The sequence below is a fragment of the Serratia sp. PL7 genome (assembly GCF_945957435.1).
Genome location: NZ_CAMFLB010000013.1, coordinates 204,393 through 231,020 on the forward strand (window position 1 = coordinate 204,393; position 26,628 = coordinate 231,020).

At 51.8% G+C, this 26,628-nt stretch carries 23 protein-coding genes and 1 tRNA gene; 10 read left to right on the plus strand and 14 right to left on the minus strand.

The features are described 5' to 3' along the window. The first annotated feature begins 22 nt into the window (after positions 1-22). Positions 23-319: a YciI family protein gene (locus N6G83_RS35340; protein ID WP_074029221.1), complete on the plus strand. Its 297-nt coding sequence runs from the start codon at positions 23-25 to the stop codon at positions 317-319. A gap of 115 nt (positions 320-434) precedes the next feature. Here the strand turns inward: N6G83_RS35340 and N6G83_RS35345 are convergent, their stop codons facing one another. Then, a complete protein-coding gene (locus N6G83_RS35345; protein ID WP_065685693.1) occupies positions 435-992 on the minus strand; it encodes a TetR/AcrR family transcriptional regulator in 558 nt (185 codons plus the stop codon). Positions 993-1,113: 121 nt separating this feature from the next. On the opposite strand from N6G83_RS35345, the gene N6G83_RS35350 reads away from it, so the two are divergent. Continuing rightward, positions 1,114-2,610, plus strand: coding sequence for an MFS transporter (locus tag N6G83_RS35350; protein WP_211136042.1), 1,497 nt, complete (start codon positions 1,114-1,116; stop codon positions 2,608-2,610). A 240-nt stretch (positions 2,611-2,850) separates the two neighbouring features. Beyond that, positions 2,851-3,342: a Dps family protein gene (locus tag N6G83_RS35355; RefSeq protein ID WP_021181236.1), complete on the plus strand. Its 492-nt coding sequence runs from the start codon at positions 2,851-2,853 to the stop codon at positions 3,340-3,342. A gap of 49 nt (positions 3,343-3,391) precedes the next feature. On the opposite strand, the gene N6G83_RS35360 is transcribed toward N6G83_RS35355, so the two are convergent. Continuing rightward, positions 3,392-3,568 (minus strand): YciY family protein, encoded by a 177-nt coding sequence (locus N6G83_RS35360; protein ID WP_004945296.1) that lies wholly within the window; start codon positions 3,566-3,568, stop codon positions 3,392-3,394. A 236-nt stretch (positions 3,569-3,804) separates the two neighbouring features. Here N6G83_RS35360 and cls point away from each other — a divergent pair, with 236 nt between their 5' ends. Beyond that, positions 3,805-5,265, plus strand: a complete 1,461-nt coding sequence (cls, locus tag N6G83_RS35365) for a cardiolipin synthase (RefSeq protein WP_024529241.1) — start codon at positions 3,805-3,807, stop codon at positions 5,263-5,265. Positions 5,266-5,321: 56 nt separating this feature from the next. Then, complete coding sequence (locus N6G83_RS35370) at positions 5,322-5,645, plus strand: HI1450 family dsDNA-mimic protein (protein ID WP_021181235.1); 324 nt, start codon at positions 5,322-5,324, stop codon at positions 5,643-5,645. Positions 5,646-5,705: 60 nt separating this feature from the next. On the opposite strand, the gene oppF is transcribed toward N6G83_RS35370, so the two are convergent. From oppF to N6G83_RS35405, 7 genes are all read right to left on the minus strand, one after another. Further along, a complete protein-coding gene (oppF, locus tag N6G83_RS35375) occupies positions 5,706-6,704 on the minus strand; it encodes a murein tripeptide/oligopeptide ABC transporter ATP binding protein OppF (protein ID WP_021181234.1) in 999 nt (332 codons plus the stop codon). After that, the gene (locus N6G83_RS35380) at positions 6,701-7,693 is read right to left on the minus strand and encodes an ABC transporter ATP-binding protein (RefSeq protein ID WP_065685690.1); all 993 of its coding nucleotides are present in this window, start codon (positions 7,691-7,693) and stop codon (positions 6,701-6,703) included. Before N6G83_RS35380 ends, oppF begins: the two co-directional genes overlap by 4 nt. An 11-nt stretch (positions 7,694-7,704) precedes the next feature. Beyond that, a complete protein-coding gene (gene oppC / locus N6G83_RS35385) occupies positions 7,705-8,610 on the minus strand; it encodes an oligopeptide ABC transporter permease OppC (RefSeq protein ID WP_024528795.1) in 906 nt (301 codons plus the stop codon). A gap of 15 nt (positions 8,611-8,625) precedes the next feature. Then, positions 8,626-9,546, minus strand: a complete 921-nt coding sequence (gene oppB / locus N6G83_RS35390) for an oligopeptide ABC transporter permease OppB (protein WP_024528794.1) — start codon at positions 9,544-9,546, stop codon at positions 8,626-8,628. An 82-nt stretch (positions 9,547-9,628) separates the two neighbouring features. Further along, entirely contained in the window at positions 9,629-11,266 is a 1,638-nt protein-coding gene (gene oppA, locus N6G83_RS35395) for an oligopeptide ABC transporter substrate-binding protein OppA (RefSeq protein ID WP_074029223.1), read from the minus strand. 152 nt (positions 11,267-11,418) lie between these two features. Further along, entirely contained in the window at positions 11,419-13,056 is a 1,638-nt protein-coding gene (locus N6G83_RS35400) for an ABC transporter substrate-binding protein (protein WP_211136041.1), read from the minus strand. 680 nt (positions 13,057-13,736) lie between these two features. After that, positions 13,737-14,381, minus strand: coding sequence for a YchE family NAAT transporter (locus N6G83_RS35405; protein WP_021181228.1), 645 nt, complete (start codon positions 14,379-14,381; stop codon positions 13,737-13,739). Between the two features lie 520 nt (positions 14,382-14,901). On the opposite strand from N6G83_RS35405, the gene adhE reads away from it, so the two are divergent. Then, a complete protein-coding gene (gene adhE, locus N6G83_RS35410; RefSeq protein ID WP_074029227.1) occupies positions 14,902-17,577 on the plus strand; it encodes a bifunctional acetaldehyde-CoA/alcohol dehydrogenase in 2,676 nt (891 codons plus the stop codon). Positions 17,578-17,740: 163 nt separating this feature from the next. Here adhE and N6G83_RS35415 read toward each other — a convergent pair whose 3' ends face one another. Then, positions 17,741-18,325 carry a thymidine kinase gene (locus tag N6G83_RS35415; RefSeq protein ID WP_024528791.1) on the minus strand — a complete coding sequence of 195 codons (585 nt, stop codon included), beginning with the start codon at positions 18,323-18,325 and terminating at the stop codon, positions 17,741-17,743. An 878-nt stretch (positions 18,326-19,203) separates the two neighbouring features. Between N6G83_RS35415 and hns the strand changes: the two genes are divergently transcribed. Next, positions 19,204-19,611 carry a histone-like nucleoid-structuring protein H-NS gene (gene hns, locus N6G83_RS35420; RefSeq protein WP_024486694.1) on the plus strand — a complete coding sequence of 136 codons (408 nt, stop codon included), beginning with the start codon at positions 19,204-19,206 and terminating at the stop codon, positions 19,609-19,611. Positions 19,612-19,770: 159 nt separating this feature from the next. On the opposite strand, the gene N6G83_RS35425 is transcribed toward hns, so the two are convergent. The 4 genes from N6G83_RS35425 to rssA all read right to left on the minus strand — a co-directional run bounded on the left by N6G83_RS35425 (position 19,771) and on the right by rssA (position 24,544). Then, a complete protein-coding gene (locus N6G83_RS35425; protein ID WP_024528790.1) occupies positions 19,771-20,781 on the minus strand; it encodes an NAD-dependent epimerase in 1,011 nt (336 codons plus the stop codon). 9 nt (positions 20,782-20,790) lie between these two features. Beyond that, positions 20,791-22,134: a UDP-glucose dehydrogenase family protein gene (locus tag N6G83_RS35430; RefSeq protein WP_074029229.1), complete on the minus strand. Its 1,344-nt coding sequence runs from the start codon at positions 22,132-22,134 to the stop codon at positions 20,791-20,793. A gap of 379 nt (positions 22,135-22,513) precedes the next feature. After that, positions 22,514-23,527 (minus strand): two-component system response regulator RssB, encoded by a 1,014-nt coding sequence (gene rssB / locus N6G83_RS35435; protein ID WP_211136742.1) that lies wholly within the window; start codon positions 23,525-23,527, stop codon positions 22,514-22,516. Positions 23,528-23,632: 105 nt separating this feature from the next. Further along, positions 23,633-24,544: a patatin-like phospholipase RssA gene (rssA, locus tag N6G83_RS35440; RefSeq protein WP_024528787.1), complete on the minus strand. Its 912-nt coding sequence runs from the start codon at positions 24,542-24,544 to the stop codon at positions 23,633-23,635. Between the two features lie 146 nt (positions 24,545-24,690). Here rssA and N6G83_RS35445 point away from each other — a divergent pair, with 146 nt between their 5' ends. The 3 genes from N6G83_RS35445 to N6G83_RS35455 all read left to right on the plus strand — a co-directional run bounded on the left by N6G83_RS35445 (position 24,691) and on the right by N6G83_RS35455 (position 26,332). Then, complete coding sequence (locus tag N6G83_RS35445; protein ID WP_074029231.1) at positions 24,691-25,149, plus strand: YchJ family protein; 459 nt, start codon at positions 24,691-24,693, stop codon at positions 25,147-25,149. A gap of 37 nt (positions 25,150-25,186) precedes the next feature. After that, the gene (gene purU, locus N6G83_RS35450; protein WP_021181219.1) at positions 25,187-26,035 is read left to right on the plus strand and encodes a formyltetrahydrofolate deformylase; all 849 of its coding nucleotides are present in this window, start codon (positions 25,187-25,189) and stop codon (positions 26,033-26,035) included. A gap of 212 nt (positions 26,036-26,247) precedes the next feature. After that, positions 26,248-26,332 (plus strand) — tRNA-Tyr (locus N6G83_RS35455). The last annotated feature ends 296 nt before the right edge of the window (positions 26,333-26,628 follow it).

The window sequence follows — 26,628 nt, forward strand, 5'->3', positions numbered from 1 at the left end:
GCAATGATTTTAAAGGTGAAATATGCTTTATCTGATCTACGCACAAGACGTACCTGGCACGCTGGAACAGCGCATGGCCGTTCGCCCCACCCATCTGGCTCGCCTGCAAGCGCTGCGTGATGAAGGCCGGTTGGTGGTCGCTGGCCCTAACCCGGCTATCGATAGCAACGATCCAGGCCAGGCTGGATTTACCGGTTCTACCGTGATCGCCGAGTTCCCTTCGCTGGAGGCGGCAAAATCCTGGGCATCACAAGACCCGTACGTAGACGCTGGCGTATACGGCGAAGTCACGGTGAAACCGTTCAAGCAGGTATTTTAAGCAAAAAAAAGCCAGCACGGAGGTGGCTGGCTAAAAGTGGGTTCTTCGAGGGAATATCTTTATTCGCTAAACATACTCGCCAAGCGGAGCGATCGCCATCTATCAGTGTGATAGGTCAACCATTGCGAGCCGTATCGGTAAGAACCCACTTTTGTAGATCGGCAAACATCGCCTCCCATTCCTGCTGAGTAATATCCATGAAGCCGAAGAAGCGCAGCATGAAGGCTCCCTCGGTAGCCAAGAAGGCCAGGCGCGCCTTTCTCCCCGCTTCGGTGGTCAGATCCAAACCTGCTATGCGGCTGCGATACCATTCTCGCGTACTGTCCAGATGTTCTGGCGTCTGAATTAACGTCGCCATCAACCCGGCCGCCTTGGCGCTGGAAGCCTGATCCGAACTACGGGTAGCCTGCATATGCGCCTGGACGATGGTTAACGGGTCCGGATCGCTGCCCGCGATATCGTCAAAAACCTGCTCATAAACCTTGCCCCAACGGTCAAACATCGCATCGATAAGCGCATCTTTGCTACCAAAGCAATATTGCACTCCCCCCTTGGAGATCCCCATGGCTTTAGCCACCGAATCGATGGTTAACCCTGCTGCACCTTGGGTCGCCACAATCTCTTCTGCGGTATCCAGCACCTTGTCACGATCGATACTCCGTTGACGCCCCATTGAGAAAGCCCCTTTTCAATACGTACGTATGGATTTATATTATAGCAGTATACCACCGGTGCTACCGGGTGGTTACCGTAAGGTGACGCAGCCGCGTCATCGGTTTACTAGGATACTCTTTATGCACGCCCAAAACCGCTGGCTGATCCTGGCAATGATCTCCAGTGCGCTATTTTTAATCATTACTGATATGACGGTGCTTTACACCGCGTTGCCGCGCCTGACCCAGGCATTGGATGCCACAGCTTCGCAAAAACTGTGGATCGTTAACGCCTACCCGTTGGTGGTTGCTGGCCTGCTGCCCGGAGCTGGCATGTTAAGCGACCGTCTTGGCCACAAGAAAATGTTTATCGCCGGTTTGCCGGTCTTTGCCTTGGCCTCACTGTGCGCCGCGTTCTCCCCCAGTGCCGAGCTGCTGATTGCGTCACGGGCTTTCCTGGCCATCGGGGCCGCGATGATGATGCCTGCCACGCTATCCATCGTGCGCCACGTCTTTACCGATGAGCGTGAGCGTGCGCTGGCAATTGGCATCTGGGCCGCAGTGGCCTCCGGTGCCGCCGCGCTTGGCCCGGTGGTAGGCGGCGTTCTGCTGTCCTATTTCTGGTGGGGCTCGGTATTTCTGATCAACGTGCCGGTGGTGATGCTGGTCCTGCCGCTGGCGGTCTATCTGATCCCTCGTTGCGGTGGAGACAGCCAACGCCCCTGCGACTTTATTAGCTCGCTACAGATCATGTTCGGCCTGGTGGCGTCGATCTATGCGCTGAAAGAGCTGAGCAAACCCGCGTTCTCCCTGAGTGACTTCGCCATTGCGGCGGCGCTCGGTACGCTGTTCCTGACCCTGTTTGTCCGCCGTCAGCAACGGGCGCAATACCCCATGATCGATTTCTCACTGTTCCGTAATCGCCTGTTTGCCAGCGGTGTCGGTGTAGCGATCGTTTCAATGATCGCGCTGATCGGGGTCGAACTGGTGTTAAGCCAACGGTTACAGTTGGTGCTAGGCATGACGCCGCTGCTGGCCGCGTTGTTTATTTTACCCATTCCGGTAGCCTCTGCTCTGGCTGGCCCGTTGGCCGGGGCCTTGCTACCGCGTTACGGCGAACGCTCCATGTTGGTAGGCGGCTTTATTCTCACCGCCTTAGGTATTGCGGGTGTCGCCCTGTGGTATCAAGGCAACGTCATTATGCAGTTGGTCTGCCTGTTTGTGGTGGGCTTTGGCCTCGGCGGTGCCATCACCGCTGCCTCAACGGCCATTATGCTCAATGCCCCCGAAGACAAGGCGGGCATGGTCGCCGCCATTGAAGATGTCTCGTGGGAGTTGGGTGGCGTGTTAGGCGTCACGCTACTGGGCGGGTTGATGACGGCGGTCTATAGCCACAGCCTGGTATTGCCTGCCAATCTTCCAGCAGGCGATCTCGCTTATGACAGCATTGATGAGGCGTTACGGTTAGCCGGAAACATGGGGGCGGATAGCGCAGAAAGGCTGACCCAGCTGGCTAGAGGTGCCTTTGATCAGGCCTTTATTGCCGTACTGATCGCGGCAGCGCTGCTGACTACCCTGAGTGCCGGGGTATTAAAGTTTGCTTTGCGCAAAAAGTCACCACATTATTTTAATCGCTAACGTTAAGTGGGCGCTGTATGCAGCGCCCACTCAAGCCGGTTGAGGAATATCGGTTGTCTTCTTATACTTTTGTGGCTTGCTCAAGTAACAACGCTGCGGCTTGAAAGACGACGGGTAAATTGGTTTGAGCGATTGAATTGATGCTTAGTAGCAACTTTAACCTTATGATAGATCCGGTTAACCTGTTTTGTATGGATATCAATCTAGATAATCGAAACAAAAAATCAGGAGAAGATTATTATGGCAACGGCAAAGAAAGCGACCAAGACTCATATCGGCCTGGACACCAAACAATCAGCAAAACTCTCTGAAGCACTGAACGCCCTACTGGCTAACTACCAGGTGCTGTACATGAACGTGCGCGGTTACCATTGGAATATTTCCGGCCCGCACTTCTTTGAACTGCACGTCAAGTTTGAAGAAACCTACAATGACCTGCTGACCAAGGTGGATGAGCTGGCAGAGCGTATTCTGACTCTGGGTTCACAGCCTCGCCACGCCTTCAGTGACTATCTGAAAACGGCGGATATCAAGGAAGACACCAATGTGACCGACGATAAAGGCACCCTGCGCGGCTTGCTGGAAGGTTACGCCATTTTGTTGCAACAACAGCGCGAACTACTGACGCTGGCCGCAGAGGCCGGTGACGAAGGTACCTCTTCACTGATGAGCGATTACATCAAAGAGCAGGAAAAACAGGTGTGGATGTTGAACGCCTATCTGGGTAAATAATCCAGGTCCAGCAAATAGCAGAACAGCCCGTTACGGGCTGTTCTTTTTTTTACCACTCATAAGCCACAACGAACAATAATGCTCTGCGATGTTGATCGTCTAAACGACGGCGAACACGAATGATATGCCGATTGCTGCACGACTGGCGCTCCAGCCAACGGTGCCTGCGCCGCTGGCTCTGCCGTAACATCCTCCAGCGGCCCACTTCATTTCTACTGCGTCTCATTTTACGTTACCCATCAATGCCAACCGCCGGCATTATAGCCCTTTCAACGCGCGATCCAAGTCGAGCGTTGACCACCGTCACCCTCCCACAGACGACAAAAAGTATGGTTTTTATTTTCAGCAAGTCCCTTTAGTCAATCATTTTTATGTAACTTAACTACCGAGAAAAGGTTTCACCTTTGTTGTTCTGTGCGTACACTCATTATTGGTGGCTTACGAACGGAAATTTTTGCCTTTATGACAACCTTTTATACCGTAATTAGTTGGCTCTTGGTGTTTGGCTACTGGCTGCTTATCGCCGGGGTCACATTGCGTATTCTGATGAAACGACGCACCGTGCCTTCGGCCATGGCCTGGCTGCTGGTGATCTATATTCTGCCATTGGTCGGTATCGTTGCTTATTTATCCTTTGGCGAACTGCACCTTGGCAAGCGCCGCGCAGAGAGAGCCAAGGCCATGTGGCCCTCAACCGCTCGCTGGTTGAATGAGCTTAAAGGAAGCAGCCGGATTTTTGCTACCGAATATAGTGAAGTGGCCCGCCCGCTGTTCCAGCTTTGCCACCACCGCCAGGGTATTGATGGCGTCAAAGGCAATCAGCTACAGCTGCTGACGACCACCGATTCAACGATGAATGCCCTGGTGCGGGATATCGAGCTGGCACGTCATAATATCGAGATGGTGTTTTACATCTGGCAGCCCGGTGGGCTGGTCGATCAGGTTGCCGAATCATTGATGGCCGCCGCACGCCGTGGCGTACATTGCCGTTTGATGCTGGACTCGGCTGGCAGCGTACAGTTCTTCCGCAGCCCTTATCCCAGCATGATGCGTAACGCCGGTATCGAAGTGGTTGAGTCACTCAAGGTTAACCTGTTCCGCGTATTCCTGCGGCGTATGGACCTGAGACAACATCGCAAAGTGGTGCTGATCGACAATTACATCGCCTACACCGGCAGTATGAATATGGTCGATCCACGCTTCTTCAAGCAGGATGCCGGGGTTGGTCAATGGATCGACCTGATGGCACGTATGGAAGGCCCGGTGGCAACCACGATGGGTATCGTTTACGCCTGTGACTGGGAGATCGAAACCGGCAAGCGCATTCTACCACCGCCGCCAGACGTGAATATCATGCCGTTTGAACAGGAAAGCGGCCACACCATCCAGGTTATTGCCTCCGGCCCGGGCTTCCCGGAAGAGATGATCCATCAGGCGCTGTTGACGGCGGTCTATTCTGCGCGTGAACAGTTGATCATGACCACTCCCTACCTGGTGCCAAGCGACGATCTGCTGCACGCCATCTGCACGGCAGCGCTGCGTGGCGTTGACGTCAGCATTATCGTCCCACGCAACAACGACTCAATGATGGTGCGCTGGGCCAGCCGAGCCTTCTTCTCAGAACTGCTGGAAGCGGGCGTGAAGATTTATCAGTTTGAAGGCGGGTTGTTGCACACCAAGAGCGTGTTGGTCGATGGCCAGCTCAGCCTGGTCGGCACGGTCAATCTGGATATGCGCAGCCTGTGGCTGAACTTTGAGATCACCCTGGTGATTGACGACAGCGGTTTTGGTGCCGATCTGGCCTGCGTGCAAGATGATTACATCGCCCGCTCGCAGCTGTTGGACGCCAAGCAATGGTTGAAGCGCCCTTACTGGCACCGCCTGGTCGAACGCCTGTTTTACTTTTTCAGCCCGTTGCTGTAAAAGCGGCAACGAGCATGGTTTAATAACCTCAAATCATTTGTTATCAGGATTTTTATATGGACTTGAATAATCGCCTTACCGAAGATGAAACGCTGGAACAAGCCTACGACATCTTCCTGGAGTTGGCCGGCGACAATCTGGATCCCGCGGATATTCTGCTGTTCAATTTACAGTTTGAAGAGCGCGGCGGTGCCGAGCTGTACGATCCGGCAGAGGACTGGCAGGAGCACGTGGATTACGATCTGAATCCGGACTTTTTTGCCGAGGTCGTTATCGGCCTGGCGGACAGCGATGGCGAGCCTATCAACGATGTCTTTGCCCGCGTGCTGATCTGCCGCGAGAAAGATAACAAGCTGTGCCACATTTTGTGGAAAGAATAAGCCGGTTAACGGTATAAAAAAACCTGCCAAATGGCAGGTTTTTTATTATTAATCAACCCATTACAACGGATCAACTTTCAGGCACGATACCGCATGACGGAAGCTGCCTTCCAGCAATGGACGCGTTTTAGCGCATTCCGGTCCGGCAATCGGGCAACGGGTGCGGAATACACAGCCCGAAGGTGGATTGATTGGCGATGGCAGTTCCCCTTCCAGCAGTTGGATCTGCTTTTCCTTCTCCTTGTCAGGATCCGGCACCGGAACCGCCGACATCAGCGCCTTGGTATAGGGGTGCTGCGGGTTATGATAGACTTCATCATAGGTGCCCAGCTCCACCGCATGGCCTAAATACATCACCAGCACCCGATCGGAAATGTGTTTAACCACCGCCAGATCGTGAGCGATAAAGATTAGCGATAACCCCATCTCGCGCTGCAATTGCTGCAACAGATTCACCACCTGCGCCTGAATAGACACGTCCAAGGCGGAGACCGGCTCATCACAAATCACCAGTTTCGGTTCCAGGATCAAGGCGCGGGCGATGCCAATACGCTGGCACTGCCCGCCGGAGAATTCATGCGGATAACGGTTGATCAGGTTCGGCAACAGGCCCACCTTCAACATCATCGCTTTAACTTTATCCTTCACTTCCTGACGCGGCATTTTCGGATTATAGGTACGCAGCGGTTCGGCAATGATCTCACCGATGGTCATACGCGGGTTCAGCGAGGCCAGCGGATCCTGGAAAATCATCTGAATATCGCTGCGCGTCTTGCGCCAGTCGGCATCGCTCATGCCCAGCAGATCTTTGCCCAACCAGGCAACGCGGCCACTGGTCGCCTTCACCAGGCCGATAATTGCCCGTGCGAAGGTGGATTTACCGCAGCCTGACTCCCCTACCACCCCTAGCGTTTCGCCTTCGAACAGACGCACGGTGACACCGTCCACCGCCTTCAGCGTTTTAGGTGCCTGCCAGAACCACTGCTTGTCATCATGAATATCAAAGTGAACTTTCAGGTCTGCGACTTCCAGCAGCACTCTTTTATCGGTTGCGGTCATACCAACGCCTCCACTGGCTTGAAACAGGCGCGCAGGCGCCCCTCACCAAACTGCTCCAATGGCGGAGCACTCGCGCACTGCTCCATCGCATACGGACAACGCGGTTGGAACGGACAGCCTTTTGGCAAACGCAGCAGGTTCGGCGGATTACCAGGGATGGTCATCAACGCTTCACCTTCGGCATCCAGACGTGGCACCGCATTGAGCAGGCCGATGGAATACGGGTGGCTCGGATGATAAAACACATCGCGAGCGCTACCGTATTCCATGGTGCGGCCAGCGTACATCACCAAGACCTTGTTGCAGATCCCGGCAACAACGCCCAAATCATGGGTGATCATGATGATCGCCGTATTGAATTCACGCTTCAGTTCGTTTAGCAGCGTCATGATCTGTGCCTGCACGGTAACGTCTAGCGCCGTGGTTGGCTCATCGGCAATCAGCAGTTTTGGCCGACATAGCAACGCCATGGCGATCATCACGCGCTGGCGCATCCCGCCGGAAAACTCATGCGGATACATACGCATACGCTTACGGGCTTCCGGCATTTTGACCGCATCCAGCATGCGGACCGACTCTTCAAACGCCTCGCTTTTGCTCATTTTCTTATGCAGCATCAGCACTTCCATCAACTGCTCGCCAACCCGCATATAAGGGTTCAATGAGGTCATCGGGTCTTGGAAGATCATCGAGATCTCTTCGGCCCGCAGCTTGTTGAGCTGGCTTTCTGGCAGGTTGAGAATTTCACGTCCGTTGAATTTTGCCGAGCCACCGATGCGGCCATTGCTGGCCAGCAGGCCCATCAACGCAAATGCCGTCTGTGACTTGCCGGAACCCGACTCCCCAACGATACCCAAGGTTTCACCCGCGCGTAGATCGAAGTTGAGATCGTTCACCGCGGTGACATCGCCGTCTGGCGTACCGAACGTCACACGCAGATCTTTGACGTCCAGCAGCAGTCCGTTTTGTGGTTGAGAATTAATGCTCATGGTTGCACTCCTTAACGATCTTTCGGGTCGAGGGCATCACGCAGGCCATCGCCGATAAAGTTGAAACAAAACAGAGTGATAACCAGGAAACAGGCTGGGAACAGCAGCAACCACGGCGAGACTTCCATCGAGTTGGCGCCATCGCTCAACAATGCGCCCCAACTGCTCAACGGCTCCTGAGTGCCTAGCCCCAGGAAGCTGAGGAAGGACTCAAACAGGATCATGCTCGGCACCAGCAGCGAGGCGTATACCACCACCACGCCCAGTACGTTCGGCACGATATGCCGCAGGACGATATTGCGAGTCGATACGCCGCACACCAGCGCCGCTTCGATAAACTCTTTACGTTTAAGGCTGAGCGTCTGCCCGCGCACGATACGTGCCATATCCAGCCACGACACCATGCCGATCGCCACAAAGATCAGCAGGATATTTTGCCCAAAGAAGGTCACCAGCAGGATCACAAAGAACATAAACGGGAAGGAGTTCAGGATCTCCAGCAAACGCATCATCACCGAGTCGATCTTGCCGCCCAGATAGCCAGACAGAGAACCGTACAAGGTGCCTAGTACCACAGCCACCAGCGCCGCAGCCACGCCCACCATCAGCGAGATGCGTCCACCAATGGCCACGCGCACCAGCAGGTCACGCCCTGAGGAGTCAGTACCGAAATAGTGCCCCGACTCCAGGTTAGGCGCGGCGGACATCATTGCCCAATCGGTGTCATCATAAGCAAACTGCGACAGCCAGGGGGCACAGATCACAAACAGGGTGATCAGCGCTAACACAAACAGGCTGGTCACCGCCGCACGGTTGTGCATAAAGCGGCGACGAGCATCCTGCCACAGACTGCGCCCTTCAACTTCCAGCTGTTCGCTGAAGTTTTCCAGAGCTTCGCTGTTCTTTTTCGTCAACATCTTGCGTGCTCCAGCTTAGTAACGGATTTTCGGATCGATCACGGCATACAGCACGTCAACGATCGCGTTAAACAGGATGGTCAAGCCGCCGACCAGAATGGTCAGGCTCAACACCAGCGAATAGTCACGGTTCAGTGCACCGTTAACGAACAACTGACCAATTCCTGGCAGGCCGTAGATGGTTTCAATTACCATCGAACCGGTGATAATCCCGACAAACGCGGGCCCCATATACGACAGCACCGGCAGCAGCGCAGGTTTTAATGCGTGGCGCAGAATGATACGGCGCATCGGCAAACCTTTGGCACGGGCGGTACGGATAAAGTTGGAGTGCAACACTTCAATCATCGAGCCACGGGTGATACGGGCGATGCTGGCGATATAAGCCAAAGACAGTGCCACCATAGGCAGGATCATGAACTTCAACGCCCCACCATTCCAGCCCCCACCGGGCAACCACTTCAAGGTGATGGCGAATATCAACACCAGTAAGGGGGCGACAACAAAGCTGGGGATCACCACACCGGTCATGGCGAACCCCATCACCGTATAGTCCCACTTGGTATTCTGCTTCAACGCAGCAATGACGCCAGCGCTCACTCCCAGCACCACCGCCAGTACAAATGCGGCGAAGCCCAGTTTGGCAGAGACCGGGAAAGATGCCTTGACCAGGTCATTGACCGAATAATCTTTGTATTTGAACGAAGGGCCGAAATCGCCTTTCGACAGTTGCACCAAATAATGCCCGTACTGTTTCCAGATCGGATCGTTAAGGTGATATTTGGCTTCAATGTTAGCCAATACTTCAGGTGGCAGCGCGCGCTCACCGGTAAATGGGCTACCGGGTGCAAGACGCATCATAAAGAACGAGATGGTGATGAGGATAAATAGTGTCGGGATCGCCTCTAACAAGCGACGAAAGATAAATTTAAGCATTGCCCTAACCCTGTGCTTGAGCCTGATAACGGCTTATAGTCTTAAAATAGGCTGGCGACCCGTGTCGCCAGCCCTGGCCGCATCAATGCTTGATGATGTACAGGTTTTTATCGTAAACGTTATCAAGTGGGTCTTTGCCGGAGTAACCCCCCACGTAAGGTTTCACCAGGCGAGCATTCACATAGTAATAAAGCGGAACGATAGCAGAGTCTTTATCCAGCTGAACTTCGGCTTTCTGATACAGGCCGGCACGCTCTTCTTTGGTTTTCGCCGTCAACACGTTAGCCATCAACTTGTCGAATTCTGCACTCTTATAGTGCGGAGTGTTACTGCTACTGTCCGACAACATCATGTTCAAGAAGGAGCTTGGTTCGTTGTAGTCGGCACACCAGCCAGCACGTGATACGTCATAGGTGCCCTGATGGCGTGTATCCAGGAAGGTTTTCCACTCCTGGTTCACCAGCTTCACGTCCACACCCAGGTTTTTCTTCCAGATAGACGCGGCAGCAATGGCCAGTTTCTTATGCAGATCGGAAGTGTTGTACAGCAATGAGAAGGTCAGCGGTTTGCCTGGGCCATAACCGGCTTCGGCCAGCAGTTTTTTGGCTTCTTCATTACGCTTTTCCTGCGTCCAGCCAAACCACTCTGGCGGGGTCAACTTGGCACCGTCGGTGTAAGGAGGAGTAAAGCTGTAAGCTGGCAGGTCACCCTGGTTCTTCACCTTGTTGACGATAATGTCGCGATCCATCCCCAGCTTCAGCGCTTCACGAACGCGAGCATCGGTGAACGGTGCTTTTTGGTTGTTGATTTCGTAGTAATAAGTACACAGGTAAGGATCAACGTGCACTTCGTTCGGGATCTCTTTTTTCAGCTTCTGGAACAGTTCGATCGGCATGTTGTTATAGGTCATGTCGATTTCGCCGGTACGGTAGCGGTTGACGTCAGTGACTTCTGAAGCGATCGGCAGGAAGGTGACTTTATTAATGATAGTTTTGGCGTTATCCCAGTATTGCGGGTTACGTTCCAGCACGATACGTTCGTTAACCACCCAGTCTTTCAGCTTGTATGCGCCGTTGCTGACGTAGTTCTGTGGCAAGGTCCACTTTTCACCAAACTTCTCTACCGCTTCTTTATTCACCGGCTTCATGGCGTAGTGCGGGGTCATTTCTACCAGATACGGAACCGGCTCGGTCAGCGTCACCTGGAAGGTATGATCGTCGATGGCTTTCACGCCCAGCGTCGATTTGTCTTTTTTACCCGCGATGATGTCATCCACGTTTTCTACGTGGGCATATTGCAGATAGCTGGCATAAGGAGAGGCGGTTTTTGGATCAACCAAACGCTGCCAGCTATACACGAAATCTTGTGCCGTTACCGGCTCACCGTTCGACCATTTGGCGTCTTTACGCAGGTGGAAGGTCCACACTTTAAAATCTTTGTTGTCCCAGCTTTCTGCAGCCCCCGGCACCACTGAGCCATCCAGGCTGTTATTTGCCAACCCTTCCATCAGATCGCGCGTCACGTTGTTTTCAGGCACGCCTTCGATCTTGTGCGGGTCTAGGGATTGTACTTCGGAACCGTTGTTCTTAACGATTTCCTGCTTGTCTGCCAGCTGTACGCCTGCTGGCACATCAGCCGCAAAAGCAGTTCCTGCCGCCGTAAAGCCTAGCGCCGCAATAATGCCTGCTGCCAGCAGGGACTTCTTAGTGATGTTGGTCATGTGTATAAACTCCAGTTTTTATTATCACAACTCCGTCGTGGGAGCTGCGTTGCCCGTTAACCGGGGGTTGCTATGGCTGGACGCCGTGGAACGAAACGGCGCTGCCTTTCCTGTGTATTACCGGCCACTATCACCGCTGGTAACACCCTTCATTACTGCTTGATGATGTAAAAGTTTTTCAGATCGATATAGTCTTGCGGATCTTTGCCGGTGAAACCACCAACCGTAGGTTTGACCAAGCGCGCACTGACCCGATAATAAACCGGGACCAGTGCAGAATCTTTGTCCAGCAAGGTCTCGGCTTGTTGATAAATGGCACTGCGTGCAGCTGCGTCCGGCGCTTGCAGGGTGCTGGCCATCAGCGCATCGAACGCCGGGCTTTTATAGAAGAAGGTGTTATTGCTGCTGTTGGAAAGCAGCATATTCAGAAACGCGCTCGGTTCATTGTAATCCCCACACCAGGTGGCACGGGCCACATCAAACTGCCCTTCATGACGGCTCTGTAGCGAGGTTTTCCACTCCTGATTTTGCAGTGTGACCTGTGCGCCGAGGTTCTTCTTCCACATTGAGGCAGCAGCAATGGCCTGCTGCTTATTTTGATCGGAGGTGTTGTACAACAGGGTAAATTTGAGCGGCTTCTCAGCGGTGAATCCCGCCTGAGAAAGCAGTTTCTTCGCTTCTTCGTTGCGTTTTTCCTGCGTCCACCCAGCCCACTCCGGCTGGCTGAAGTTGCCCCCCTCGGTAAAGGTTGGCGTAAAGCTGTAGGCGGGGATTTGGCCCTGGCCCATGATCTTGTTGGCAATAATGTCGCGATCCAGCGTCAATTTGACAGCCGCACGTACGCGCTCGTCGGTAAACGGCGCACGCTGATTGTTGATCTCATAATAGAAGGTGCACAGGTAAGGGTTAACGTGCAGCTGTTCTGGGATCTCGCGTTTCATTTTGGCATACAGATTCGGCGGGATGGCGCTATTGGTAATATCGATTTCACCGCTGCGGTAGCGGTTAATGTCGCTGACCTCGGAGGTCAACGGCAGGAACGTGGCCTGCTCGATCACCGTCTTGCTGTTATTCCAGTAGCTCGAACTGCGTACGAGCACGATACGTTCGTTGACGACCCACTCGGATAAGCGATATGCCCCGTTGCCCACGTAGTTCTGTGGCAGTGTCCACTTGTCGCCAAATTTCTCGACTACCGACTGTTTGACCGGCTTCATTGAGGTATGGGAAAGCATACTGACAAAATAGGGCACCGGCTCGCTGAGCGTCACCTTCAACGTTTTCTCATCAATGGCGCTGACACCAAGCGATTCAGGCGGTTTCTTACCGGCAAGAATAGCGTCAATATTTTCAATTCGTGCGTATTGCAGGTAGCTGGCATAAGGAGAGCCCGTTTTGGGATCCGCCAAGCGCTGCCAGCTGTAAACGAAATCCTGCGCAGTCACTGGGGAACCATCGCTCCATACCGCCCCTGGACGCAAGTGGAAGGTCCACGTCTGGTAATCGGTATTTTCCCAGTTTTCCGCCACCGCAGGGGCCAGATGGCCATTGGCATCGGTGCTGACCAACCCTTCCAGCAGGTTGAGGATAATATTGCTTTCAGGCGTTCCTTCGACCTTATGCGGATCCAACGAAGCGACTTCTGAACCGTTGTTGATCACCATGCGCTGCAGTGGTGCCAATTGCACACCGGCCGGAACCTCAACGGCCTGCAGGTTTTGGCTGGCGATCATCCCCAACACGGCGGCGATGATAACGGCCAACGGTTGATGCTTCGTGGTTTGCGGCATAGTACAGGCTCCTTTTCACTGCTAAGCAATAATGGTGAAATAGTTATCAAGCAGGCTAAATAAACAGATACCAGCAAAAATCATTCCTATCTGGCACGCCAAAGATAAGATTTTTCCGTCTGACAAGTTGCTCGGAAATTAGCAGAAGCAAAAATTCATAGCCAATAATTTTTACAGAAATGTTAAGCATTTCTCTTTTATTATCCCATAGCCCTACAGACACCTAGCCTTCCCGCTTGCCCAGAGAGAGATTAATGCCATGATTTTATTAGATAAATAACAGCTTCACTTTTAACCTTTTCTTCTCAGATGAAAAAAACCACTCAAAAGAAACATTCAGTTAACAAAATCGCCGTTCAGAGAATAAACACCTGCCTATGCGTGGTTAATCACTAATAACACCTGTGTGAAACGGAGACAAGCCCTACAGAATGATGTGATTAAATTAACAACAGTTTTACCCATAGGGAGACAAAAACCCCCGCCACGGGGATTATAAAAGTGGAGAAAATAACATCTTGGTGCTTTATCAACCGATAAAGTGAGATTTGTGCCACAGGATTGGGCAATAGAATGAAAAGTAGGCAGGTTGTGCACTTTAATAATGCATTGGCTGAGATAATTTGAAAAATTAAAAATAACTTAAGCCGCAAACAAGATTATCCGCGGCTTTATTAAGGTTATAACAGCCCTGGGAAAATGGCTTTAATCCCGGTGACAATAAATTCGATCCCCAGCGCCATCAACAACAGCCCCATGATACGGGTAATGACGTTGATGCCGGTTTGCCCCAGTAGACGCACCAGCAGCGGAGCTGCCCGGAACAATAGCCAACAACAGAAAGCGAACAAGGCGATCGCCACGGTAAAACCTAACAGGTTCTGCCAACTGTGGTAACGAGAGCTCCAGACGATGGTGGAACTGATGGCACCCGGCCCGGCCATCAGCGGCAGCGCCAAGGGAACGACCCCGATGCTTTCACGGATCGCGCTCTCTGATTTTTCCTGCTTGTTCTGTTTGTCTTCACCTAGCTTGCCGCTGATCATCGACATGGCGATGGTCACCACCAGAATGCCGCCTGCAATACGGAAAGAATCGATAGAGATACCAAACATACGCAATATGCCCTCGCCCAGGAACAGCGAGGTCCACAAAATAATCGCCACCGACAGGTTAGCCGTCAGGTTGGTTTTGTTACGCCCGACCTCGGCCTGATAGCTGGTCATGCTGATAAATACCGGCAGAATACCTACCGGGTTGACCAACGCAAACAGGCCGACAAAGAACTTGATGTAGCCGGAAAAATCCAACAGAGATTGGCCCACGAAAAACTCCGCATAAATAGCTGTAAAAAGAGACACTGCCGATGCGCGCTAATGTAATGGAATTACGTCAGCTAATCCATCCACCCAGACAGCATTTTTCCCTACCCCAACAGAATGTTACAAAACAATTCGCTATTGTTAATGCCTTGTATGTTGTTTGCTGACATCAGGTATCATCTCATCCACCATCAAACACATTGTTGATAATCGCTCTCAACAAACGCCAGCTGAAAGGTGTCAGCATGCGATTTTTATGACGTAAATCACAAAATATCTACTCAGGAATAGTTAAGCTCTTAGTCGTAGTCAAAAGGGAGTACGAGGTAGGGATACCGATTTCTCTCTCGCTTGCCTACTACCAACTTGCACTTGGTAAAGCTCTTTAAGTAAATCAGCAGTATGGGTCGCTAACTGCGGGAAAAGTCTCATTATTTAACAGACGCCTTCCTGACAGATGTCTATACTAGTTCCTCGAACGGCTTATTTACTGAAAGAGTTTAACATTTATCAGGAGAGCATCATGGCTGTAACGAATGTCGCTGAATTGAACGAGCTAGTTGCACGTGTCAAAAAAGCCCAGCGCGAGTATGCCAACTTCTCACAAGAGCAAGTTGATAAGATCTTCCGCGCCGCTGCCCTCGCCGCCGCAGATGCCCGTATTCCTCTGGCTAAACTGGCCGTTGAAGAATCAGGCATGGGTATCGTTGAAGACAAAGTCATCAAAAACCACTTCGCTTCCGAATACATCTATAACGCCTATAAAGACGAAAAGACCTGCGGGATCCTCTCCGAAGATGAAACTTTCGGTACCATCACCATTGCAGAGCCAATTGGCCTGATTTGCGGTATCGTGCCAACCACCAACCCAACTTCTACCGCAATCTTCAAAGCGCTGATCAGCCTGAAGACCCGTAACGGCATCATTTTCTCCCCGCACCCACGTGCCAAGAACGCCACCAACAAAGCCGCAGATATCGTACTGCAGGCTGCCATTGCTGCTGGCGCACCGAAAGACATCATCGGCTGGATCGACCAGCCAACGGTTGACCTGTCCAACCAGCTGATGCATCACCCAGACATCAACCTGATCCTGGCAACCGGTGGCCCAGGCATGGTTAAAGCCGCTTACAGTTCTGGTAAACCGGCTATCGGCGTTGGTGCCGGTAACACTCCAGTTGTAGTCGATGAAACTGCCGACATCAAACGCGTTGTTGCTTCCATCCTGATGTCAAAAACCTTCGACAGCGGTGTGATCTGTGCGTCTGAACAGTCCGTGATCGTGGTGGACTCCGTGTACGATGCAGTGCGCGCGCGCTTCGCTTCCCACGGCGGCTACATGCTGCAGGGCAAAGAGCTGAAAGCCGTTCAGGACATCATCCTGAAAAACGGTGGCCTGAACGCCGCTATCGTTGGCCAGTCTGCACCAAAAATCGCTGAAATGGCCGGTATCAAAGTGCCTGCCAACACCAAAATCCTGATCGGTGAAGTGAAACTGGTTGACGAATCTGAGCCATTTGCTCACGAAAAACTGTCACCTACCCTGGCGATGTACCGTGCCAAAGATTTTGAAGACGCCGTCAGCAAAGCAGAGAAATTGGTCGCCATGGGCGGTATCGGTCACACCTCTTGCCTGTACACCGATCAAGATAACCAGACTGCACGTGTAGAGTATTTTGGCGACAAAATGAAAACCGCACGTATTCTGATCAACACCCCGGCTTCTCAGGGGGGTATCGGTGACCTGTACAACTTTAAACTCGCTCCGTCACTGACGTTGGGCTGCGGTTCCTGGGGTGGTAACTCCATCTCTGAAAACGTCGGTCCAAAACATTTGATCAACAAGAAAACTGTAGCGAAGCGAGCAGAAAACATGTTGTGGCACAAACTTCCTAAATCAATCTACTTCCGCCGTGGCTCACTGCCAATCGCGCTGGAAGAAGTGGCTACCGACGGGGCAAAACGCGCCTTTATCGTTACCGACCGCTACCTGTTCAATAACGGCTATGCGGATCAGATCACCAAAGTTCTGAAATCACACGGTATTGAAACTGAAGTATTCTTTGAGGTTGAGGCTGACCCAACGCTGAGCATCGTACGTAAAGGTGCCGAGCAGATGAACTCCTTCAAACCAGACGTGATCATTGCGCTGGGTGGTGGTTCACCAATGGACGCAGCAAAAATCATGTGGGTGCTGTATGAACATCCTGAAACCCACTTCGAAGATCTGGCACTGCGCTTTATGGACATCCGTAAGCGTATCTACAAGTTCCCGAAAATGGGCGTGAAAGCGAAAATGATCGCCGTCACCACCACTTCAGGTACCGGTTCAGAAGTGACACCGTTTGCGGTTGTGACCGATGACGCGACCGGCCAGAAATACCCACTGGCTGACTATGCTCTGACCCCGGACATGGCGATTGTCGATGCCAACCTGGTGATGAACATGCCTAAATCCCTGTGCGCCTTCGGCGGCCTGGATGCGGTCACCCACGCCCTGGAAGCCTACGTTTCCGTACTGGCCAACGAATATTCAGACGGCCAGGCGCTGCAAGCGTTGAAACTGCTGAAAGAATATCTGCCAGCCAGCTATCACGAAGGGGCGAAAAACCCGGTTGCTCGTGAGCGTGTACACAACGCTGCTACCATCGCCGGTATCGCGTTTGCCAACGCCTTCCTGGGTGTTTGCCACTCAATGGCCCACAAACTGGGTTCTGAGTTCCATATCCCGCACGGTCTGGCTAACGCCATGTTGATCTCTAACGTTATCCGTTATAACGCCAACGACAACCCGACCAAGCAGACCGCCTTCAGCCAGTATGACCGCCCTCAGGCACGTCGTCGCTACGCGGAAATCGCAGACCACCTCGGTCTGAGCGCTGCCGGTGACCGTACCGCACAGAAGATCGAGAAACTGCTGAAATGGTTGGATGAAATCAAGGCAGAACTGGGTATTCCAACCTCGATCCGCGAAGCTGGCGTACAGGAAGCCGACTTCCTGGCCAAGGTCGACAAACTGTCTGAAGATGCGTTTGATGACCAATGTACCGGTGCTAACCCACGTTATCCGCTGATTGCCGAACTCAAGCAAATCTTGATGGATACCTTCTACGGTCGCGAATTCAGCGAAGCGACTGAAGAAGAGGCGGTAGTTGCAGCACCGGTTGCAGCTAAAGCGGAAAAAAAGTCCAAGAAATAACCGTTCTCTGAATGGTCAAAACCCGCCGAAAGGCGGGTTTTTTTATGCATGAGATAAATTGCACCCAATGAGCACCACGCTATTTGGACAGCAATCCCAGCTAACCTACAGGGTGGCATCAAAAAACGCCGCATAGGCCTTCTGCGGCGCTTATGGCGCAATATCACTCTGGAGCTTTGATCGCTTCCTTATAGTGCTTGCGGCATACCGAAACATAGCTTTCGTTACCCCCGATCACCACCTGCTCCCCCATATGCATCGCCTTGCCATCATCCCCCAGGCGCAGCACCATATTGGCTTTACGCCCGCAATGACAAATGGTCTTCAATTCGACCAGTTTATCGGCCCAAGCCAGCAGATGATGGCTGCCAACAAACAGTTCCCCAAGAAAATCAGTGCGCAAGCCATAACACAGCACCGGAATATCCAGCTGGTCGACCACCTCGCAAAGTTCTTCAACCTGCTCCTTGGTCAGAAACTGGCTCTCATCCACCAGCACGCAATGCACGGGCTGCTGCTGGTGCTCCTGATTAATCATGGCGTACAGTTGAGTGGCGTTATTGTAAAGCTGTGCTTGCGACGACAACCCAATCCGCGAACTCACTTTGCCCACGCCAAAGCGGTGGTCGATCTCCGCGGTAAACACCAACGTACGCATACCACGTTCTTGATAATTATATGAAGATTGTAACAGCGCCGTCGATTTCCCCGCATTCATAGCGGAATAATAAAAATAAAGCTGAGCCATGTGGCCGCGACTCCAATGGTTTAAAATATATACCCAAAGACTTTCCGGTTGTAGCGTAGCCCCCGTTGACTCATCCTCTGGTCTTGCTGGCGCGCTACACTGCGCCCTTGCCAATCAGGGCGAATATATTCAGCCCCGGTTAATGAGTCTGTTGCGGTTAACAACGCTGCGGCCTGAGAGACGGAGGGTATATACTGTCGGAAGGTGCAGGTTGACAGTGTAGCATAGACCGTAGCCAGACTCAGCAAGCGGGCTGACATTATCTTGGCCTAAGAAAATAGCCATCAACCAAGTTTCATGTGAAACATTTTACACGCGCAACGGACACTTTTACATCTATTTACAGATTACTGAGGTTTATCAAGCACAATTAATTATTGTTAATGATTAACTAAATTCATTAATGCTCAAGCGGATATGTACTGTCAGCAAGCAAACAGCCTGCCTTGCCCCTCCCGCCAGCAATGCAATTAAATGTGTTTTGAGCGATGACTGCCCGGTTAATTGGAACGCTTAACAACTTACTCACTCCTGACAGGCTGTTTACCGTTATACCCCCATTCTTTACAGTACTAGTCCTTTTGGGGAAGTGATTATGGACACAAATCCTTCCCGATACTGTTATAGAGCATAATTATGCCACGTGGGCCAAAATGACTTTAAGCTCGGCGATTATGCCTTGCGGTTGGACAATTTGGCTTAAAACCCAGGGGGGGGATTAAAGCCTGTTTCCCCTATGTTATTAGTCGGACAGTTCTCAATATCGGTTTTTTAAAGATAAATTTAGTCACTCTTTCAATTTGGCTATTGCAGAAAAGAAAGGAGCACTCTATTATTATCGTCACGCCCCCCCACCAATATAATTTGAGACTAGAACAATGAGCGAAGCATTGAAGATTTTGAACAACATCCGTACTCTACGTGCACAGGCAAGAGAATGCAGCCTGGAAACACTGGAAGAGATGCTGGAGAAGCTGGAAGTTGTTGTTAACGAACGCCGCGAAGAAGACAGCCAGGCTCAAGCAGAAATTGAAGAGCGCACTCGTAAACTGCAACAATACCGCGAAATGCTGATTGCAGACGGTATTGATCCAAACGAGCTGCTGCAAACTATGGCTGCTACCAAAGCCGCTGGTAAAGCAAAGCGTGCTGCACGCCCAGCTAAATACCACTACAAAGACGAAAACGGCGAAATGAAAACCTGGACTGGCCAGGGCCGTACTCCAGCCGTGATTAAAAAAGCTATCGAAGAGCAAGGCAAGTCCCTGGACGATTTCCTGCTGTAATAGCATTTTAGTTACCTTAAAAAGGCTCCCTATGGGAGCCTTTTTGCTTTGCAGCCACGGCAATCACCTTGACCTTCACGCGGGTGACTAGCAAAATTCTGATTTACAGGAAAAGAAAAAGGGGCCGAAGCCCCTTTATTTTACCCGTCTATCGTTCGGTTACTGAACGTTATAAAACGCCCGATACCAATCAACGAACCGTTTAACCCCTTCATCAACGCTGGTCTCCGGTTTAAACGCGATAGTCTGGTAAAGCTCATCGGTATCCGCACTAGTATCCAAAACGTCACCAGGCTGCATCGGCAGCATATTTTTGTGCGCCGTGATACCTAGCGCTGCCTCCAGAGCATGAATATATTCCATTAACTTAATAGGGCTACTATTGCCGATATTATAGACATGGTAAGGCGCAGAACTGCTGGCTGGAGACCCTTGCTCCACCGTCCAATTGGCATTGGGCTGAGGAACGATGGCCTGCAAGCGCACTACCGCCTCGGTAATATCATCAATGTAAGTAAAGTCACGATGCATCTCACCGTGGTTATATACATCAATACTCTCACCGGCCAATATCGCCTTGGTGAATTTAAACAGCGCCATGTCAGGACGCCCCCAAGGGCCATATACGGTGAAAAAGCGCAGGCCGGTGGTTGGCAGACCATATAAATGCGAATAGCTGTGCGACATAAGCTCATTGGCTTTTTTCGTCGCCGCATACAGGGATATTGGGTGATCGACCGAGTCATCCGTCGAAAACGGCAGCTTGCGATTCAGGCCATAAACCGAGCTGGAAGACGCGTACAACAGATGCCCAACCTTATTATGCCGACACCCTTCAAGAATGTTCAAATGGCCAATCAGGTTGGAATCAGCATAAGCCAAGGGGTGATCCAGCGAATAACGCACCCCGGCCTGGGCGCCGAGGTGAATGACCCGCTCAAACTGATGTTCAGCGAACAGCTCGGCAATTCCATTGCGATCGGCCAAATCCAGTTTGATAAACTGAAATGCTGGCTGATTAGCCAGCATGTCGAGTCGTGCCTGTTTCAAGCTGACAGCGTAATAATCATTCAGGTTGTCGATACCGACAACCTGATGCCCCATGGCTAGCAGACGCTCCGTTACGTGATAACCAATAAACCCTGCAGCGCCTGTAACCAGGAATTTCATGCTCACCTCTTAGATGACCGGCTTAATCGATGCGCCACGACCAATACCATAATACGTAAAGCCACGAGCTTGCAGACGTTCTGGATCATACAGGTTACGGCCATCAAAAATGACGGGCTGCTTCAAGGCTGCCTTAATCGCATCAAAATCCGGAGCACGGAAATTCTGCCATTCGGTACAGATCACCAACGCATCGGCTCCCTGTAACGCCGCTTCTTTGGTCCCCATCAGTTTCAGATCGGCACGTTGCCCATAGATACGCTGCGCTTCGGCCATGGCTTCCGGATCATAGGCCTGCACGCTGGCACCTAGCTCCCACAGCGTCTCCATCAGTACACGACTGGACGCTTCACGCATATCGTCGGTATTAGGTTTAAACGCCAAGCCCCACAGCGCGAAGGTTTTGCCTTTTACATCATTAGCAAAATGATGCTTGATGAACTGGGCCAGCTTATGTTTCTGCTGGTTGTTCACCTGCTCTACCGCCTGCAACAGCTTAGGCTGATAACCGATATGCTCTGCGGTACGGATCAGCGCCTGAACGTCTTTCGGGAAACAAGAGCCGCCGTAGCCGCAGCCTGGATAAATGAAGTGATAGCCAATACGCGAATCCGAACCGATCCCCTGACGCACTTTTTCAATGTCCGCACCCAGCATCTCTGCCAAATTGGAGATTTCGTTCATAAAGCTGATTTTGGTCGCCAGCATGCAGTTGGCAGCATATTTGGTCAGCTCTGCGCTGCGGATATCCATCAGGATCATGCGGTCGTGATTGCGGTTGAACGGCTCATACAACTCACGCAGCGGCTCGATGACGTCTTTGTTGTCGGTACCCAGCACGATGCGCTCAGGGCGCATACAATCGGCAACAGCGGCACCTTCCTTGAGGAACTCCGGGTTGGAGACGACATCAAACGCCAAGTCGCTGCCACGCTTGCGCAACGTTTCGGTCATCACTTCACGAACTTTATCAGCGGTACCTACCGGTACGGTTGACTTATCGATCACCACTTTACGGTCTGTCATATGTTCGGCGATGGTGCGTGCCACGGCGGTGACATATTTAAGATCGGCAGAACCATCTTCGTCCGGTGGCGTTCCCACAGCGATAAACTGGATCGTGCCATGATCAACACCAGCTTTCGCATCGGTAGTGAAATGTAGGCGACCAGCTTCATAGTTTTGCTGTACCAACGAAGTCAAGCCCGGTTCAAAGATCGGAATATTGCCTTTTTTGAGGTTTTCGACCTTCTGTTCATCGATGTCGATACACATGACATCATGACCCACGTCAGCCAACACGGCTGCCTGCACCAGGCCAACATAGCCAATACCGAAAACGGTTACTTTCATCGGGAAGTCCTAATTTTCAAATTTAACAAAAAGTTATCAAGCTACTCCTGTTTGTCTGCCACCCTAGGCAGCAGCCAAACCAACAATTCTTTACCCATATTGGGTGGTCTTTTCGTCTCGACACGCGATGCGTCAAAGAGCTCACAAACGGGCTTATCAACCGCAAATGGCTACAAAGGTCCTGACGATCTATCCAAGCAGCTCTATTTTCGCTCTCAAATTGCGTACTTACTCCGCCATACGAAAAACCTGCAAAGTATACCAGCTTAAATCCGCTGAGTATTACCCCAAGTTCAAATAGCAATAAATTAAGACAACTTCCTATGGAAACGACGGTGATGGAATAGTCAGAGACAATTGCGGAAGTTCTATTGATGATTTATTCAGCACTTAGCATCAGACGTAACCGGCCGCCGCTGCCCCACACCTGGCACTGCCAGGCATCACAACGTTGGCTAATTTGATTCATGTAAGTGGTGCCAAGCGTTCCCAAGGGTACGCCATTACTTAATTGAATCAGGTTATCCCCTGTATTTACATTGGCATGCAAACCGGCAGAGGCCAGCACCAGATTCTTATATTCGGCATGATAGTAGCCCACCAACAGCGGAAATTGGCCTTCCAACTTGCCTTGGCGCAATAATTGGTTAACTTGTTTTAACAATGCAGACATTTGCGGCAGGCGATGCTGTTGATTGGCTAAATGATCTTGTAATAAACCGTTGAATAACGCACGCAATAACAAGGCAGCCATCACGCCATTATCTCCTGCACGGGTGACATCCAGGCAATAAAACGCCAGATCTTTATCCGACAATGCAGCGATATCCAGCACCAAACCCGGATTATCGCTGGTGGTTAATTGCCGATAATTAATACGGCAACCGGCAATAGACTGCTGCACGGGGGGTTGTAACTGCTTGAGTAATCTCACGGCCTCGGAGGGATTTTGACTTAATGCCTGCCAATCCTGGAACAGGTCGGCCTCTTCGATTGCCTGCGAAGTGAACATGTTAGGGTAGAGGCAAGCCAGCACCGCTTCGCGCAGCCGATTGAGGTCACTCAACGGCTTCAGCAACACATCCTGTACGCCGAGCCGCAACACCTTGGCGATATCCGCCATCTTATCGGTCGCCGAGATCACCAATACCGGGATCTTTATCCCTTGCAAACGCAGATGCTCAACAAACTCGATGCCGTCCATTTCCGGCATGGCGAGATCGCACAGGATCAGATCGGGAGAAAACTCCTCAACCGCACTCAACGCCACAAGGCCATTGACCGCCTCGCTGGTTTGCGCTCCCAAGGAAGCAAGATAACCTACAAGCACAGAACGGAAAACCTGCTCGTCCTCAACGATTAAGATGCGCTTGTTTATCAGTGGTAATGCCATCGACCCAGCCTCTTCCCTTTTGATGTTGTAATAGTGGCTCATAATGAGCACTTGTGCTTGTCGAAAACACGCCCGATAGCATCATTCCACCCTAACAGATGGTAATCATTTATTTTTTATCAATGGTGCCAAAACATCTATCTGTTTTTCTACCGCCAAGCGGCCTGCCTCTATTGCCTCGCTGGCGCGATGGAAATCCAGGGTGGATATTTGTGGGCAATACGGCTGGATCAACACGTCTGGCGGGTCACTGGCCATACGGCTTCGCTTCACCCGATTCTCCAGCATCTGAATCGAGGCGCTCATGATTTCCATCGCCGTGGGGGTGAAGGTGGTTTTCTTCAGCATCATTTTGTTCATGCGTTCCCGCAGGCGGTCGCGCCAGTTATTGGCATCGACAATGCTTGTTTCACCCTGATCGCCAGCGTCATTACGTATCGAAAACAGATCCTGCTGCATCAGGTGCGCATCATGCTGCAAATCCACGGCAATCACTATGTCTGCCCCCATCGCCCTGGCCAATGAGATAGGAACCGGGTTGACCAAGGCACCATCCACCAACCAATACCCGTCAAACCAGACCGGTGCCAACAAGCCCGGCATGCTGCAGGAAGCACGAACAGCCTGGTGGATATCCCCTTTGGTCATCCACAGCTCACGGCCGGTACTGAGGTTGGTGGTCACCGCCCCGAATTTCAGTGAGCAGTCGGTAAAGTCGTTAATTTTCAGTATTTGGCCAACGACGTTAAATACGCGTTCGCCGCGTAATAATCCACCGCGCTGCCAGGAGAGATCCATCAGCCTGATCACGTCCCAGTAACTGAATGATCGTACCCATTTCTCCATCGCTGGCAACCGATGGCTGGCAAACGCAGCCCCAACCAGTGCTCCCACGGAACATCCTGCAACAATATCGGCTTCGATACCCAGCTTACGCAATGCGTTAATCACGCCGATATGCGCCCATCCCTTGGCGGCACCGGCCCCTAATGCCAACCCGATTTTAACTTTCCGCATGCTTCGCCTATCCTTTGCACAGTGAATTCACTCAGCCCAATCGCAGGGTACATTGTCATCAACGAATAATGTTAGGTAACATATGCTTTAAATTCATTTTAGCTGCGGCTTTACATCACGCTAGCTAACCACTGAGAGGCGTTATTTTGACTGAGCTATGCCCCTGCGGCAGCGGGCAGGACTACAGCGCTTGCTGTGCGCCCTATATAACAGGTACTCAATACGCTATGTCGCCGGGCATATTAATGCGTTCGAGATATTCCGCCTATGTAAAACGGGATGTGGATTATCTTATTGCGACCTGGCACCCAGACTGCAATCCCGAAGAGTGGCGCAGCGCCATCAGCAGCAGCTTTGGCAATACCGAATGGCTTGGGCTGACGGTGGTAGCGGAAACCGCCGGCAATAGCGTCGATGAGGGGTTCGTGGAATTCATCGCCCGATCGCGCGATGGAGACAGCGAGAGTGCCATGCACGAGCGTTCCCGCTTCCTTCGCCTTGAACAACGCTGGTACTATATCGACGGAACCAAACCTCAACCGGGCAGAAATGCCGTTTGCCCCTGCGGTTCAGGCAAAAAATATAAAAAGTGCTGCGGGCAATAAGCCTGCGGGTTCAGAATCAGACGGAATCGACACACTCATGCCACAGCAAAACGTACAAAGAAAAATTTTACGCACCATCTGCCCCGATGCCAAAGGGCTGATCGCCAAGATCACCAACATTTGTTACAAGCACGAATTGAACATTGTGCAGAACAATGAGTTTGTCGATCACCTCACCGGTCGTTTCTTTATGCGTACCGAGCTGGAAGGGATCTTCAATGATACGACGCTGTTGGCCGATCTGGACGGCGCGTTACCAGAAGGTTCAGAGCGTGAACTGCACAGTGCAGGCCGCCGCCGTATCGTGGTGCTGGTCACCAAAGAAGCCCACTGCCTGGGCGATCTGCTGATGAAAAGCGCCTATGGCGGCCTGGACGTTGAGATTGCCGCCGTGATTGGCAACCACACCACGTTGCAGACGCTGGTGGAACGCTTTGACATTCCGTTCCATTTGGTCAGCCACGAAGGACTGACGCGTGAACAGCATGATCAACAGATGATCGCACAGATCGACCAATACCAACCGGATTACGTGGTATTGGCCAAATATATGCGCGTGCTCACCCCGGCTTTCGTTCAGCATTACCCGAACCAGGTGATCAATATTCACCATTCGTTCCTGCCAGCCTTTATCGGTGCGCGCCCTTATCATCAGGCTTATGAGCGTGGCGTGAAGATCATCGGGGCAACGGCGCACTACGTGAACGACAGCCTGGATGAAGGCCCAATCATTATGCAGGACGTTATTCATGTCGATCACACCTATTCGGCTGAAGATATGATGCGTGCCGGGCGTGACGTGGAGAAAAACGTACTTAGCCGCGCACTGTATCGCGTGCTGGCGCAACGCGTGTTCGTCTACGGTAACCGCACGGTGATCCTGTAATTGGTTAACAAAGCGGTGTCTTTCGTTCACGGAAGCACCGCTGAGAATAAAAAAGCGACAAACAATTCATTTTCTGCATTTCAATGCTTTACACAAGCGTTTCATTTGATATGATGCGCCCCGCTTACCGAGACAGACGTTTCGCAAGCAATTATGTCGTACCGAGGGATCTAGCCGATTCCCAGTAACAAGTAGTGAACCATGAGCATCATGGTGGGGTTCCCGAGCGGCCAAAGGGAGCAGACTGTAAATCTGCCGTCACAGACTTCGAAGGTTCGAATCCTTCCCCCACCACCATCTTCTCCTAGAGCACTGAAATGAAATGTTGTTCAGAGTTTCATTTAGCACTGAAGGGAAGGATGAGAAGCTTCGACCAAGGTTCGAGTCCACACAGTGGACAACGCGCTTGCGCGGTCATCCTTCTCACCACCGTAACTGTGGCCAAAGAGATGGATTAGTCAGCACTACCAGAAAGATTTTGCCAACTTTCTGTTCAAAATTAGCAACCATGAATACCATGGTGGGGTTCCCGAGCGGCCAAAGGGAGCAGACTGTAAATCTGCCGTCACAGACTTCGAAGGTTCGAATCCTTC

Excerpts from the sequence above, each read along its gene's own strand:
- N6G83_RS35340 (WP_074029221.1), top strand. The coding sequence starts at position 23 with ATGCTTTATCTGATCTACGCACAAGACGTACCTGGCACGCTGGAACAG.
- N6G83_RS35345 (WP_065685693.1), bottom strand. The coding sequence starts at position 992 with ATGGGGCGTCAACGGAGTATCGATCGTGACAAGGTGCTGGATACCGCA.
- N6G83_RS35350 (WP_211136042.1), top strand. The coding sequence starts at position 1,114 with ATGCACGCCCAAAACCGCTGGCTGATCCTGGCAATGATCTCCAGTGCG.
- N6G83_RS35355 (WP_021181236.1), top strand. The coding sequence starts at position 2,851 with ATGGCAACGGCAAAGAAAGCGACCAAGACTCATATCGGCCTGGACACC.
- N6G83_RS35360 (WP_004945296.1), bottom strand. The coding sequence starts at position 3,568 with ATGAGACGCAGTAGAAATGAAGTGGGCCGCTGGAGGATGTTACGGCAG.
- cls (WP_024529241.1), top strand. The coding sequence starts at position 3,805 with ATGACAACCTTTTATACCGTAATTAGTTGGCTCTTGGTGTTTGGCTAC.
- N6G83_RS35370 (WP_021181235.1), top strand. The coding sequence starts at position 5,322 with ATGGACTTGAATAATCGCCTTACCGAAGATGAAACGCTGGAACAAGCC.
- oppF (WP_021181234.1), bottom strand. The coding sequence starts at position 6,704 with ATGACCGCAACCGATAAAAGAGTGCTGCTGGAAGTCGCAGACCTGAAA.
- N6G83_RS35380 (WP_065685690.1), bottom strand. The coding sequence starts at position 7,693 with ATGAGCATTAATTCTCAACCACAAAACGGACTGCTGCTGGACGTCAAA.
- oppC (WP_024528795.1), bottom strand. The coding sequence starts at position 8,610 with ATGTTGACGAAAAAGAACAGCGAAGCTCTGGAAAACTTCAGCGAACAG.
- oppB (WP_024528794.1), bottom strand. The coding sequence starts at position 9,546 with ATGCTTAAATTTATCTTTCGTCGCTTGTTAGAGGCGATCCCGACACTA.
- oppA (WP_074029223.1), bottom strand. The coding sequence starts at position 11,266 with ATGACCAACATCACTAAGAAGTCCCTGCTGGCAGCAGGCATTATTGCG.
- N6G83_RS35400 (WP_211136041.1), bottom strand. The coding sequence starts at position 13,056 with ATGCCGCAAACCACGAAGCATCAACCGTTGGCCGTTATCATCGCCGCC.
- adhE (WP_074029227.1), top strand. The coding sequence starts at position 14,902 with ATGGCTGTAACGAATGTCGCTGAATTGAACGAGCTAGTTGCACGTGTC.
- N6G83_RS35415 (WP_024528791.1), bottom strand. The coding sequence starts at position 18,325 with ATGGCTCAGCTTTATTTTTATTATTCCGCTATGAATGCGGGGAAATCG.
- hns (WP_024486694.1), top strand. The coding sequence starts at position 19,204 with ATGAGCGAAGCATTGAAGATTTTGAACAACATCCGTACTCTACGTGCA.
- N6G83_RS35425 (WP_024528790.1), bottom strand. The coding sequence starts at position 20,781 with ATGAAATTCCTGGTTACAGGCGCTGCAGGGTTTATTGGTTATCACGTA.
- N6G83_RS35430 (WP_074029229.1), bottom strand. The coding sequence starts at position 22,134 with ATGAAAGTAACCGTTTTCGGTATTGGCTATGTTGGCCTGGTGCAGGCA.
- rssB (WP_211136742.1), bottom strand. The coding sequence starts at position 23,527 with ATGGCATTACCACTGATAAACAAGCGCATCTTAATCGTTGAGGACGAG.
- rssA (WP_024528787.1), bottom strand. The coding sequence starts at position 24,544 with ATGCGGAAAGTTAAAATCGGGTTGGCATTAGGGGCCGGTGCCGCCAAG.
- purU (WP_021181219.1), top strand. The coding sequence starts at position 25,187 with ATGCCACAGCAAAACGTACAAAGAAAAATTTTACGCACCATCTGCCCC.